The sequence below is a fragment of the Mycobacterium sp. IDUB_9 genome (genome assembly GCF_055419505.1).
Genome location: NZ_JBVAXU010000001.1, coordinates 1,488,648 through 1,503,911, shown reverse-complemented (window position 1 = coordinate 1,503,911; position 15,264 = coordinate 1,488,648). Strand labels below are relative to the sequence as shown.

The window sequence follows — 15,264 nt, the reverse complement described above, 5'->3', positions numbered from 1 at the left end:
CTACTCCCCACCGTCCTGATCCAACGCCAGTTGGTCGAACACCACGAGGGCGACCTGATCGGGATCGTCGACCGGATGCACCCGCAGCGTGTGGTGCGGGTTCGGCGTGTCGTCCACGATGACAACGGTTTTGATCCCTGCGGGCAGGTTCGCCGGCCAGTCGATCTCGTCGGTGGGCTCGTCGACGAGCACGCGCGCGCGCCTACCGCGCAGCCCCGACTGGTCGAAGCGCAACGGCGTGGGCTGCTCGCTGCTCATGTCGTGTCACCTTCCTGATCTTGATCTTGCGGGCCGTCGTCGTCGGGCCCTCTCATCGGCGGCAGATCGGGCGGATTCTCCGGATCGATGCCGAGATCTTCGTTCACACTGCCACGGCTGCGCGTGGAGCTGGCGATGATGGCCTCGTAGATCTCATCGCCGACGCGGCCCTTCGCCCGGTTTCGCTCCACGAGCGCCTCGAACGTCGGATTCTGCTCGTTCTCGTTCAGCCAGTCGGCCGTCGCGCGGTCCGCCATCAGGGACCGGGTCCAGCTGCGGATGGTTGCCCGCATCCCATACATGGTCCTGGCTCGTTCCTCGACGCTCACGCCATCGCGCAGAAGTTGGTCCCGCAGTTCCCGCATCCGCAGCTCGTAGTTGGTGTAGACGGTGCGGGTCTCCTCGTTGCTCAGGGTCCCCGCCGAGTAGTGACTGTGGGTGGCCCCGTCGATGATGGCGTTGTAGACGTCGTCACCGGTGAGCCCCTTGCGTTCGTACCGGGCGACGAGGTCTTCGAAGCTGGGGTTGCTCTCGTTGGCCGCCATCCAGTCCGCCGCCGGGCGGTTCTCCATCAGTTCCCGGGTCCAGGACCGCAACGAACTGCGCAACCCGGACAGCTGCCTGGCCCGTTCTTCGGCACTGACGCCGTCACTGACCATCTGCTCGTTGAGCGCCCGCAGTCCGAGCTCGAACTGCGAGTACACCGCACCGGTTTCGATGTCGGTCAGGCTGCCCGGAGCCAGGCGGCTGTGCGTCGAGCTGTCGATGATCGCCTCGAAGACCGCGTCGCCCGTCAGACCGCGTTCCACGTTCCGGGCAACTAGATCCTCGAAGGTCGGGTTGACCGTGGCGCGCGCCAGGAACTCCGCGGCCTCTCGGTTGCTCATCAGGTCATAGGCCCACGCGCGCAATGAGTTCCGCAGTTCCGACAGCCTACGCGCGCGTTCCTCGGCGTTGACGCCGTCGCGACTGAGCTGGTCGTTGAGGTCACGCATCCGCGCTTCACCCTGGCTGAACGCCGCGATTGACTGGCCCTCCGACAGCGTCCCGGATGCGTGGGCGGGCAGGCCGAGGACGCGGACCGGATCGGTATCGAAACCGTCCGGACCTGGTTCGGGATGCCCCTTGACATCCCCAACCGAATCGGCGGCGCGCATGCCCAGCTGCAGCGGCACGTCGTGCAGCGGTCGGATCGCCTCGCCGTTCTCGTCGAGGTAGCCGACGGCGGTGAGGTCCACCGCGTCGCCCCACTCCGGTGGCCACGGCGAATACTGCCTGGTCTTCGGGTCGTAGAGCTGCACCTGTCGGCCGTCGGTGACGGCGAGGTAGGCGTGCCCACCCTGTCGGCCACTATCGGATGCCCACCGCGACACCACGATTGCCGACGATCTGGCAGGCCTGCCCAGCAGCTCGGCCTCGATGTCGTCATGGGTCGCGAACTCGGAGCGGGACTGCGCCGCCTGGAACAGGGCCCAGGCCGGCACGCCGGTGCTCGAGGGGGGATAGGTCAGATCGAAGCGCCCGGGATAGATCCGCGACAACTCGCCGGCCACGTCATAGGCGCAGTTGTCGTCGGTCAGACGCGAAGCAGAGTCGCGCCCGAACAGGTTCTGCAGCCACCCCTTCAGACCGGTCCGGGTTGACGGGACCGATGCCAAGTCCAGGTATTTGACGTAGTTCACGGCGTTGGTGTGTTTCCCGGCCGCACCATCCAGCAGGCGCTGGCCCAGATCCGGTTCCTCGCGGGTGGCCAGGCTTGCCAGGTCGATGGGTTCCGACAGGCGCGGATTACTCGGATCCAACTGTGATACAACCTGATCCAGAAGATCCTTGGCTTCGTCGCTGACGGTCTCACGTAGCTTGCCGGCCGACTGTTTCACCCGGTCCAGCGATTGCAGCAGCTGGTCGGGCCGGGGATTCCACGCGTAGCCGCGTCTGGCGAAGGCGAAGGTGCCCTTGTCGTGGGTCGTCACCTCGATGCGGTCGAAGCCGGAGCGCACGTACAAGCGTTCCAGCTCGTAGGTCACGGCCTTGGAGAACCCTTTGCCACGCAATTTCTTATCATCAATGTGCAGGCCGCTGTGCACGGCGACGAGGGTGCCGTCAGGATCCCGCACGAACTCCCGGATGATGGTGCCGATCTTCTTGTTGCCGTCGAAGATGTCGCCAGTCAGCTGGACCGAACGGGTAAAGTCCTCGGCTTCCATCTGAACGAAGTACGGGCCGTACCTGCCGGACAGGTCCTGGGCGAGCTGATGAACCCGGGCCCGGTCGGCGGCATTGTCGACCACGTCACCCAGCGGTTCGGCGTAGCGCGTGTCCACGAGACGGGTGGCCGGATCCTGTGCGCGGTATTCGGCCTGCCGCCGGGTGAAGTCCGGATCAGTCTGCGGGCCTCGCACATTGCCGACCGCATCGGCTGCGTCCAGCTGCAGTGGGACGTCGACGGTCATCGGGCCGACCGGATCGCCGTTGGTCTGCAGATAGCCGACGGCGGTCTGCGTCACCGCGTGCTGTCCCCAGTGCGGGGGCCACGGCGAGTACTTCCGGGTGTGCGGGTCGTACAGCTGCACCTGACCGTCGACCTTCACGGCCAGGTAGGCGTGACCGCCCTGTCGCCCACCGGCCCACTGTGAGGTCAGCACGGCCACCCGCAGCGACGGATCGCCCAGCAGAGTCGCTTCGACCTCGTCGTATGTCGCGAACCGCGCATCGGAGCCGACCGCCTGGAACAGCGCCCGCGCGGGTACACCGCGCCGTGACGGCCTGGCATCCAACCCGAACTTGCGGCCCTCGAACAAAGAGGACAACTCTTCAGTGACGGTGACCGCACAGTTGGGTGGTCGACGCCACAGCACATTCCAGAACCGATTGCCCCCCACCCGATCTCCGGCGGGTTCGACCGTACGCAGCGCCGGCGCGTGCCGACTCCGGCCCAGCTCGGTGCGGTGTTGCTCGGTGGTGACGGCGTCAGTACGCCCGGCGGCAATGCGACCGAGGTTTGTCGTCGCCTCCGTGTTCAGGAAATAGGTGTGATGGGTGCCGCCCGTGAGCAAACGATTCATCGACACCGACGGTTCGGCGGTGACGCGCACGGCACCAAAGGAATCCATGGCCGGGTCGGTGCCGAGACCGATGCCGAAGACCCGTCCATTGGAGCCCGAGGTACGTCCGCCCAACGCGGTGACCACATCTCGTGCCGAGGAGGCGACGAACACGCTGTCGGCGCCGATTCCGAACTCGCCGGCGGTACGCACCGGGCCCGCGCCCGGCGAGCCAACCAGGGACACGGTTCGGACGTGGCCGGCGAATCTTCCGTTCTGCCCGGCGTATCCGGCGGTGGTCGATCCGTAGGAGTAACCGAAGACATGGTTACCCGCGAAGTGGCTGCCGTTGCCGGCGAGCGTGTCACGGGCGGCATTGAATGCTCTGATGTCGCTGTAGAGGATGTCGCCGGCGGTGCGGGCCATGCCGTGACCGGCAGCACGCAAGATGCTCCAGCCGCTCGGGGCGTCGTATCCGATCCAGGCGATCGAAGCCGCCGACAACCCTGGATTCTCCTGCTGCACTGCCTGCAGATGATTTAGTGCGGACGTGGTGTTGAAGCCCAGCAACGAGTCGACCGAGCTGGCCACTCCAGGCACATGCCACGACACCGATTCCGCGGTGTACGGATCAGCACCGTAGCTGAGTACGGCGCGTCCGTCGCCGCCGAACGCCGAGACGTCGAGCGCCAGCAGCCTCGGAGGCTTCAGCCCGGCCTGCACCGCATCGCCATCAGCCTTGCGTATCGCGAGGTCGAGTTTGTCCATGCGGCGCAGCAGTTGCCGCTCGGCGCGCGTCGGCCGTTCTCCCCGGTCCGCCTTCGACCGGACCGCATCCGATTGTTCGCGCATCTGCTGCAGGACATGGCGGTTCGCGCGGTCACGGTCCGCCGCCGCGATGCCTTCGGCGTTGCCGATGTGCTGCGGGTATGTCTCGACGAGGGCGTTGCGCTGTTCCTCGTTCAGGCCGGCCCACCAACGAGCGTTGTTGGTCGCACGCGCGGAGGCTTCCTCGGCCGGACCGAGTGGGTTGCGCAGCTCGTCGGGCCGCACGGGCGGTATCCGCCGCGACAGGGCGTCATCGGCCAGCTGCCGAACCGCCTCGCTGTGAGCGGGCTCTGTTGCAGTGTTCGTACTTTCGTGCTCCGCCTGTGGGCGGATAGGCGCATCCCCCAAGATGGCGTCGGTGCGGCCCGGGTGGTCGGTGGCGACCCAGTCCACGCCGAGATCCCGCGCGAACTGCACGTCGGCTTCGTTGTTGACCGTCCAGCAGTAGGTGGCCAATCCTCGCGCGGCCGCCGCCCCGACGAGTTCGGGGTTGTTACGCAGCGTTTCGATCGACGGGCCGATCGCCGTGGCGCCCACTATGCCGGCCAGGTACCGGGCCGCCGGGCCCAACAGGACGGTGGGGACGTTCGGGGCGGCCATGCGGACCCGCACCAGCGCATCGGGGTTGAACGAGATCACCGCCGCCTTGACCAACTGGTCCGGCCCCGGGTTGGTCAGCCCATGCCGTTCCAGCGCGGCGACCACTTCGCGCTCGATCTTCAAGCCCTGCTGCGCAGGATGTTTGGTCTCGATGAACAACGTCACCGGCTGCTCTGCGTCTTGGGCGAGCTGGATGAACTCGTCGAGGGTGAGAATGCCGTGACCGTCGAAGTCGAGCGCCTGCAGCTCGGCCAGCGTCATGTCGCCGACGCGACCGGTCCCGTTCGAGGTGCGGTCGACGGTCTTGTCATGGATGAGCACCAGTTCACCGTCTTTGGTGAGCCGGACATCACATTCGAGGGCATCCGCCCCCTGCCGCAGCGCTTCGGTGTACGCGGCCCGGGTCTGTTCCGGGAAGTCGTGGGACGCTCCCCGATGAGCCACCACCTGGGTCGCGGGCCGCTCCGCGGGAATCCGCGAGTCAGCCTGGGTGACAACGTGATTCCCAGTGAACGGCCCAGGCTCCCCCAACGACTGCCGGGTGGCGTGGAATTCGGCCAGTTGTTGATGCAGTGCCCCGGTGTCCGAGCCGATCCACGCGATGGCCGCCGAATCCTGGGATCCCTGCAGCCCGTCGAGCGCGCGGGCCGTGACGGTGCCCAGCTGCTCGATCGATCCACGGGCAGTCTGCCAGGTCACGTTCGAAGCGTGGAACGGGTCAGCGCCGAAGCTGATGACGGCGTGCCCACCGCCGTCGAAGGCCGAGGTGTCCAACGCGAGCACCAGCGGGGCGTCGAGGCCTGCCCGCGCCGCGTCGGCGTCGGCCTTTCGCACCGCGAGGTCGAGCCGATCTATGCGCTCCAGGAAGGCACGCTCTTCACGGGTGGTCGAGCCGAACTGGTCGAGCTTTGTCCGGATATGGTCGGCCCGGTCTCGATAGTGCTGCAGCGCAGCACGACTCGCGGTATCCCGGTCGACTGCCGTTCTGGTGTCGATGTTTCCGTCGGCCAGGCCGTCGGGAAGCCCCTGCACCCGGCCGATGGCGGCCGCGGCGAACTGGTTGTACCACCGCCCGCGTTCCACGGGAACGCCGTTCTTGTCCAGGTAGCCGACGGCGGTCTGGGCCACCGCGTCCTGGCCCCAGTGCGGGGGCCAACCCGAATACTGCCGGGTGTGCGGGTCGAACAGATACACCCGGTCGTTGATGTTGACCGCCATGTACGCATGCCCGACGGGTTGTCCCCCGCTCCAGCGCGACGCCATCACCGCCATCGAGCCCGAGGGCCTGCCGAGCAGCGTCCGTTCGATATCGGCGTACGTCGCGAAATGGGCGCTGGAGCCGAACGCTTTGAACATCGCGCGCGCGGGCGTGCCACGGCGTGAGGGCGCGACGTCGAGCTGGATGTTTCGGCCGGTCCGTGCCGATACTTCTTGTGTCAGGACCTGCGCGCAGTCGCCGCCCCGGGCCCAGCGTGGGACGCGGTTCCGTTGGTGGGTATCGGTCGGGTGAAAGACACCGGGATCGTCGTCGAGCCGCATGACCGGCCGGGCCGCCGCGGGTTCGATGGTGCGGGAACGGTTTCCGTCGACCGTACGGTGCGGTTCGGTGTGAACGTCGTCGTAGTTTCCGGCGGCGATGCGGCCGATGTTGGTCAGCGACTCGGTACGCACCGCGTGTGACGGGGTGACCAACCACTGCCGGGTACCCGGGCCGTCGGTTTCGAGGAAGTCGAAGTACGCGTTGTGGGTCGTCAGGGTGTCTTTGCGATCCATCGACGCCGGGAACTCGCCGCTGACGCGTCGCGCACCGAACGTGTCCATCGCCGGGTCGGTGCCGAGGCCGGTCCCGAAGCGCCCCATCGAACCCGGCGTCCGACCGCCCAGGCCGGTGACGAAGTCCCGCGACGAGGAGACCACGAAAACCCTGCCCTCGTCGAGGCCGAAATCGCCGGCATGCTGCAAGGAGCCGGTACCCGGTGAACCGACCAGCGTCACCGTCGTGACGTGGGGAGCCAAGCGCCCGTCGACCCCGGCGTAGCTCGTGGTGGTCGAGCCGTACGAGTGGCCGAATACGTGGTTGCCATTGAAATGGCTTCCGTCCCCGGCGAATGCATCCCGGACCGCGGTGAACGTGCTGACGTCGGTGTAGAGCATCTCGCCGCCACGCTGCGCCAAAGTGGTACCCGCCACCCGTGCCGACGCCGATCCGTTCGGTGCGTCATAGCCCAGCCAGGCGATCGAGGCGGATGACAACGACGGGTTCTCGGCGTGCACAGACTGCTGAATGTTCAACGCGCAGTGCATGATGTAGTCGAGCTTGTCCAGCTGTGAGCCCAGGCCGGGGACGTACCACGACACCGAGTCCGCCGTGTACGGGTCCGCCCCGAAGCTCACCAGCGCACGGCCATCACCGCCGAACGCACCCATGTCGAGTGCCAGCAACAGTGGCCGGCCTTCCCCGGCCACCTGGGAGGCGTCGTCGGCCCGCTGCATCGCAGTTTCTAGCCGGTTGATCCGGACCAGGAAGGCTTCTTCCTTCGGAGTGGCTTTCTGGCCCGCGTCGATCTTGGCCTGCACCTCGGCGGCCTCCCGGGCGTGCTGCCGCAGTACCTCGCGGTTGGCGTGGTCTCGGACGGCGGAAGGGATGCCCTCGGCGTTGCCGATCTCCTGCGGGTACGCCTGCACCAGAATCTGGCGCTGCCCCTCTTCCAGCCCGGCCCACCAGGCCGCGTTCTGCCGGGCCAGCGCCACTGCCTCGGGACCGGTGCCCAACGGGTGAACCAGGTCCGCGGCAGTCATTCGCGGATTCCGTTGGTGCAGTAGCTCATCCGCCGCTACCTGGACGTCAGACGGCGGCGCCTCGCCCGGACGCCATCGGGGATTCCACGCGCGGCGCTCGCCCTGATCCACTTGGATGTCCCCATCCAGGCGCAACATGCGTCCGGTGGCCGGTTCCACGGTGCGCCCGTCGACCAACCGGCGAGGTTCTTCCAGTTGCAGATCGTTGGTTCGGCCCGCCGCGATCCGCCCGAAGTTGGCCCCCGATTCGGTACGCACCGGCGGGCCGGCACCATCATCCGCGTGGTGGTGGAAGTAGCTCTTGTGGGTACCGAAGGTGCGCGGGGTGTTCATCGCATCGGAGAACTGAGCGGCCACCCGCACGGCACCGAACTCTTCCATCGCCGGGTCCATACCCAGCCCGCGCCCGGCGACCCGACCATCCTCGTCGGGAGTACGCCCGCCGAATGCAGTCACCGGGTCCAGCGAGGAAGACGCGACGAACACGTTGCCAGGATCGAGGCCGAATGCGCCTGCGTGCCGAATCGGTCCCGTTCCCGGTGAGCCCACCAGTGTCACTGTGGTGATGTCGTGTTTCAGTCGGCCGTCACTGCCCGCGTAGCTTGCCGTGGTCGAACCGTACGAGTGGGCGAAGACGTGGTTGCCCCGGAATCTGCTTCCGTCTCCGGCCAAGGTATTACGCGAGGCGTTGAATGCCCGGATGTCGTTGTGGAGAATCTCGCCGCCACGGCGCGCGAGCTCAGGGCCGACCACCCGACCGGCAGCTGAACCGTTGGGTGCGTCATAGCCGATCCAGGCGATCGAGGTTGCCGTCAGCCCCGGAGCGGCACGCATCGTCGACTGCACGTGGTTGAACGCATTGCGCATGTTCACTTCGAGCTTGTCGATCGTCGTGGCGAACCCCGGCACCAACCACGACACCGAATCCGACTGGTACGGGTCGGCACCGAAGCTGACGATCGCGCGACCGTCGCCCCCGAACGCCGGGGGATCGAACGCCAGCACCAGCGGCGCGTCAAGTCCGGCCTCCGATGCTTCGCGCCCCATCTGCTGCAAGCCGGCCTCCAACCGGTTGACCCGCAGCAGGTAATTCAGCTCGGCGTCGCTCGGCCGAACACCACGATCGATCATCGATTGCATGTGGTTCTGGAAGCGGTCGATCGCAAGACGGTTCGCCGCATCACGATCCACCGGCGGAATACCCTCGGCATTGCCGATCCGGGTCGGATACGCATCGATCAGGGTCTGCTGCTGGTCGACGTCCAGAGACGACCACCATCGCGCGTTGGCTTCGGCTCGTGCCACGGCATCGCCGGACCCGTTCAGCGGGTTGACGATGCCGTCGATGGCGACCGGCGGAATCCGCTGCTGCAACAACCTGTCTGCAGCCGCGAGGACTTCCCTGCGGTGGGCCTCACTGCTGTCCTCGGTCTCCGACCAGTCGGGCTCGGCAACGGTCTGCTGCGGATCGACGTCTATGTCGGATGCCCGCCACCGCGGATTCCACCAATTGCGCCGCTGGCTACCGCTGCGGGTCGCCGCGGGTTCGACGGTCTCGCGGCGAGTGCCGAACAAACGTCCCGGCCGCTCGGCCACGGTGCGGTGTTCTTCGAACTGGAGCCCGTCCAGGTTTCCGGAAGCGATGCGACCGAGGTTGGCCAGCGATTCCGAGGGGACCGCACGCGAAGGTGTGACCAGCCATTGCCGCGTACCAGGCCCGTCCGTCTCCTGGAAGTCGAAATACGCGTTGTGAGTGGAGGTGGTGTCCTTGCGGTCCATCGACGCCGGGAACTCGGCACGAATTCGCTGTCCGCCAAAGGTATCCATCGCCGGGTCCGTGCCCAGCCCGCGTCCGAGACGGCCGTGCGAGTCCGATGTCCGCCCGCCCAGGCCGGTGACGAAATCCCGGGACGACGACGCGACGAAGACCCGGTCGGTGCTGATGCCGAAATCGCGGGCATGGCTCAGCGGGCCGGCACCCGGTGAACCGATCAGCGTCACCGACTCGATGTGGTCGGCCAGTCGGCCATTGCGGCCCGCGAAACTGGTCGTCGTCGAACCGTACGAATGCCCGAACACATGATTGCCCTTGAAATGGCTGCCGTCACCGGCCAACGCATCCCGCGCCGCGTTGAACGCGCTGATGTCGGCGTGCAGGATGTCACCGCCGGCTTCCGCCAGATCGGTGCTCCCGACCTTGAGCGTCGCCGAACCGTTCGGCGCGTCGTAGCCCAGCCAAGCGATCGAGGCCGCCGAGAGCGACGGGTTCTCACTCCGCGTCGACTGCAGGATGTTCAATGCGCAGTGCATGACGTAGTCGAGCTTGTCGACCTGCGCTCCCAACCCGGGCACGTACCACGACACCGAATCCGCCACATACGGATCGGCCCCGAAGCTCACCAGCACCCGGCCGTCGCCGCCGAAGGCCGGCGGATCGAAAGCCAGGATCAACGGCTCTCCCACCCCGGCCTGCCGGGCCGCCTCGCCCGCGCGCGCCAGGGTGCTCTCGAGCTTCTTCACCCGCAGCAGGAAGTCCAGCTGCGCGTCGTTCGGCTTGGTGCCGGCGTCGATCAGCTCCTGAATACCGGCCGCGCGATCCAGATAGCGCTGTAGCACACGGCGATTGGCGTCATTGCGCACGTCGGCGGGGATGCCTTCGGCATTGCCGATCTGGAAGGGATGCGCGTTCAGAAGCGCTTGCCGCTGATCCGGCGACAATCCCGACCACCACTCCGCGTTGGCACGGGCCCGAGCCGCGGCCTGCGGCTCGTCTCCCAGCGGGTTGGTCATCCCGTCGATGGATACCTGCGGATTCCGTTGTCGCAGAGCGTCAGCCACGAGTGGGTCGGTCGTGCGGGTGACCTCGCCCGGATGCCACCGCGGGTTCCAGCGGCGCAGTTCCTTCGCCTGTTCGGTGTCTGTATCACTGTCCAGCCGCAGCGGCCGTCCGGCAGCCGGATCCACGGTGCGCCCATCGACAACCCGCCGGTATCTCTCCGTGTGCAGCCTCTCGGCGTGCCCGGCGGCGATCCGACCGAAGTTGGCCAGCGATTCGGTGCGTACCCGCGGATCGGCGTCGCCCGGCATGTACTGGTAGTAGCTCCGGTGCGTCCCGACCGCACTCAAGTCGTTCATCGAATCAGGGAATTGCGCGGTGATCCGCACCGCACCAAAGTCTTTCATCGCCGGATCGAGGCCCAGTCCCCGTCCGAGGAACCGGCCGTTCTGTCCCGGTGAACGCCCGCCCAACCCGGTAACCGGATCCAGCGACGACGATGCGACGAAAACGTTCTGAGCGCCGATCCCGAATCCCCGGGCGTGCCGTATCGGACCCGCACCCGGCGAACCGAGCAATGTCACCGTGTTGATGTCCTCGGCCAGCCGACTGCCCTTACCGGCGTAGCTCGCAGTGGTCGATCCGTAGGAGTGCGCGAAGATGTGGTTGTTCCTGAATCGAGGCCCGTCCCCGGCCAGCGTGTTGCGCGCAGCATTGAACGCCCGGATGTCGCTGTAGAGAATCTCCCCGCCCTTGCGTGCCAATCCACGCGCGGCGACGCGAGGGATGGCCGCATCATTGGGCGCGTCATAGCCGATCCAGGCGATCGACGCCGCTGCCAGGTCCGGATTCTCCTGTTGCGTCGACTGCAGATGGTTCAGCGCGTTGCGCATGTTGCCTTCAAGCTTGTCGATCGTCGTCGCGAACCCAGGGATCAGCCACGACACCGAATCCGCCACGTACGGGTCGGCCCCGAAGCTCACGACCGCCCGCCCGTCACCGCCGAACGCCGGAGAGTCGAACGCCAGGACCAGTGGTGGGTCGATCCCGGCCGCCGCCGCTTCGCTCTTCATCGTCGCCAACGCGTTGCGAAGGTTGTTCATGCGTCGCAGCAATTTGAATTCGCCCTTGGTGGGCTTCTCACCACGATCGATCTTGTTCTGCACAAAATCTCGGGCGCGCTCCATGGCAAGACGGTTCGCCTTGTCGCGGGCCGTCGGTGTGATCCCCTCGGAGTTACCGATCTGCCTGGGATAGGTCTCTATCAGCGCTTGGCGCTGCGCTTCGGACAAGCTCGCCCACCACCGGGCGTTGTCCTCGGCCCGGGTCACGGCATCGTCCGCCCGGCCCAGCGGATTGACCACCTCGTCGATGCCGACCGCTGGCTCTCGTTGCGCCAGAGCCTCATTCGCGGTCGTGCGAGTGGTGGGTTCAACGGTGGTGTGCTCGGGAGGATCGGCCGGAGTCTCGGTCTCAGAATTCGCCCCGAACGCTTCGCCGGCGGGATCGGTGCCGAGATTCACCTCGACGATCGGCGTGCGCCCGGCGAGCACGGCGGGCAGCTCTCGCGCCGACGATGCGACTCGGACGTTGCCGGTACCGAGGCCGAACTCGGAGGCATGGCGTACCGGCCCCGTCCCTGGCGAGTCGGTGAAGCTGATGGCGCGAATATCGTGTGCCAACCGGCCATCTCGACCGGCATAACTGACCGCGGTGGTGCCGTAGTCCTGCGCGAAGATGTGGTTCTCGTTGAAGTGTCCACCGTCGGCGGCCAAGGTGTCACGCGCGGCGTTGAACGCCCGGATATCGCTGTAGAGGATCGCTCCGCCTTCACGGGCGAGCTGGTGTCCGACCGCGCGCCAACGGTTCCAGCCGCTGGGGGTGTCGTAACCGAGCCACGCGATCGCGGCAGCCGTCTGGGTCGGATTGCCCTGTTGGACAGCCTGTAGGTGGTTGAGCGCGTCGGCCATGGTGGCACCGATCCGGTCGATCGTCACCCCCTGGCCGGGCACATGCCACGACACCGAATTCGCTTGATACGGATCGGTGCCGAAGCTGACGACCGCGCGACCGCGACCACCGAACTCCGACGCATCGAAAGCCAACAGCAGCGGACCGTCGATGCCCGCTTCCCGAGCCTGGGTCTGCGCCTCGGTCAGCGAGCTCTGAATCCGCTCCAGCCGCGCCAGCATCTTGCTCTGCGCTCTGGTGAGGCGATGACCGCTGTCACGCCAGGACTTCAACTGGTTGCGCTCGCCTTCGAGCAGTTTGGTGTTCGCCTCATGGCGCGCCTTCGGCGAGATCCCCTCGGCGTTGCTGATCTGCTGCGGGTGCACGTCGATCACGGCACGCTGCTCTTCCCCCGAGAGCGCGGCCCACCAGGCCGCGTTGGCGCGCGCCCGCGCGTCAGCAGACTCCATCAACCCCAACGGATTTCGCAGCTCGCCATCTCGCTTGGCGAGTGCCTGATCGGCGAGATCGCTCTGGCGGGTGACGCCCTGCCACTGCTCACCCGGGGTCTGGTCCGGCGTGCCCTGTACGTCGCCGACTGCGATCGCGGCATCGAGATCATCGGGGCGGAGCCCGAGCTCGTCGACCGGATCGCCCTGTGAATCAAGGAAACCGACCGCGGTCGTCGATACCGCGTGCTCACCCCACGACGGCGGCCACCCCTTCCGCTCGCCGCGGTGGAGCAGGTACACGTCTTTACCGTCGAAGACCGCTACGTAGGCGTGCCCGCCCTGACGCTGCCCGTCGCCGGCCCACGCCGACGTGATGACCGCGGCCGAACCAGGTTTCATGCTGCGTAGCGTGGCCTCGATCTCGCGGTAAGTGGCGAAGTCGGCCCGCGACCGGATCGCCTGATAGAGGGACCGCGCCGGCATTCCGGTGGACGTCGGCTCCCCGTCGACCTGGTACTGCTTGCGGAAGTGCTGGGACAGATCGTCGGCCGCATCGAGCAGACAGTTCCGATCGCCATGCGGCGGACCGCCGGTGTCGGTGACCTCGGGCGCCACACCCGCCGGCGTGACGTCCTCGTTGATGTCCTGGGCGGCGCTCTGATTCGTAGGCTGGGCGGTGTCCTGGACCTGCGCGGCCGGCACGCCCGCCACCTGCGCCTCCGGCCCGGCGGGCCGCGCGGTCGGAGCTTCCTGCTTGGGGTCGGCTGACTTTGAATCTGGTTTCGCTGCAGTCGGTTTGGCGCTCTGCTCGGGTGTCTTCGGCGTAGTGGTGACCGGGGTCTGCGAAGTGGGCACCGACGACACCGTGCTCGGCGATGACGGTGCGGCGGGGGCACCGACAGCCGGGGCCTGCTGTTCGGGAGCGTCCGGCACGGAAGCCTGCTGCGCCGGATCAGCAGGTTGCTGTGCGACGTCTGCGACCTGAGCGACATCCTGCGTACTACCGACCGGTGTCCCGTCGACCTGCCCGGTATCGACCGACACCGGCTCTGCGGCGACTGCGGCATGCGGCACGTCCGTCGTCGCAACGTTGGCCGCGGGATTGGCGACATCCTGGTCCGAGCTCAGCGTGGCAGTGTGCGCCGGCTCATCGGCGGGAATGTCAGCCGAGTCGTTGTTGTCATGCTGCGTATTCGGTGAGTGCTGCCCTTCCGGCGCGACGGCGGGCGCATCGTCGGATTCGTCCTTGGTGTCGGTATCGGTGTCGGTATCGGTGTCTGCCTGATCCGGCGTCTGGTCGGAGTCCTGGACCGTCGGCTTGCCGGCCGCGGCGTGCTGTTCGCCGTTGCGGGACGCAGATTTCGAATCCGATTGCGGTGTGGTGTTATTCGTCTGGCCGGCGCCGGCGCGTCCCGGACTCGACTTGGCGGGAGCGGCCGGCTGCCCGGCGGAATCGTTCGGCGCAGTTCGGTTGGTGTCATTCTCACCGTCGTCATCGCTGTCCTGCCGGCCGGTGTCGAGCTCCGCATCCGGATTCTCACCCCGCAGCCCGACGTTCGGGGCATCGGGCCGCGGGGGACCTGCCGGATTGGTCTGGTTGTTCTGCTGCGGCGTGTGGCCTCCGCCGATACCTTTCAGACCACCGATGCTGGTGCTGGTGGAACTGGCAAGGATCGAGATCGTGTCGAATTCGCCGCCCACCGCCAATGTGCCGGCCACGTTGCCCGACACCCCGGCGGTGAACATGGTGGTTGCGCCCTTGGTCGCCGCGGTTAACCGGTTGCGAGCGGGTCCGAGCCCATGCGCAACCGGCACGGCCGTGACTCCGCCCGCTCCGCCACCGACCACGGAGGAGATCGCCGTCTGTTGGAACCGGTCCCACCGGTAAGCGGAATGTCCGTTGTTGGCCTGGATGCCCTGGACAATCCCTTCTTGGAGTAGACCCTGCCCCAGCTCCTCCAAGGCTTCCGTCCAGCCTTCGTGCAGGAGCCTCTTCATCATCGTCTTGGTCAGCAGTTCGGCCATCTTCTCGCCGAGACGCCTGATCGCCCACATCACGAGTGCGCGTATCCACGCGATGGTCGTTGTCTCGATGACGGGAATCGCAGCCGTCGACGCCCCGTAGGTGGGACCCGCCATGGCAAGGCTGTACGAAATCTCGGCGGCGGCGAGTGCCAGCCCGACGATGATCGACAGCTTGCTGTATTCGATCTCGGAGCTGAAATTGGTGGCGCCCTCACCCATTCCCGAGATGCCTTGGGAGAGTTTGTCCACCGTGTAGTCGCCGTCGAACAGCATGGCGAACTGTTGATCCGCTGCGTCGGCGGTGTCGCCGGTCAGTACCGACATCGTCTCACCACGGACCCTGTTCAGATCCGGGACGAGGTCCTGCAGTGCTTCGGCCGCAGCTTGATAATGCTCGCCGATTCGGCGGGTTCGGGTTTCGCTGCCTTGCGGCCACTCACCACCCGCGAGATATGACACCCACTGGAGTTCGGGTGGGATCTGGATGTCCATAGGCGAATTGGTGTGGCAACGGGCCTACGCGGCGCACCAC

2 protein-coding genes are annotated in these 15,264 nt (G+C 66.9%); both read right to left on the bottom strand.

Annotated elements, in window-relative coordinates:
* Positions 1–258 carry a DUF7161 family protein gene (locus ACZY08_RS07265; protein ID WP_463743865.1) on the bottom strand — a complete coding sequence of 86 codons (258 nt, stop codon included), beginning with the start codon at positions 256–258 and terminating at the stop codon, positions 1–3.
* Positions 255–15,224 carry an alpha/beta hydrolase gene (locus ACZY08_RS07260; protein WP_463743864.1) on the bottom strand — a complete coding sequence of 4,990 codons (14,970 nt, stop codon included), beginning with the start codon at positions 15,222–15,224 and terminating at the stop codon, positions 255–257. Before ACZY08_RS07260 ends, ACZY08_RS07265 begins: the two co-directional genes overlap by 4 nt.
* Between the last annotated feature and the right edge of the window lie 40 nt (positions 15,225–15,264).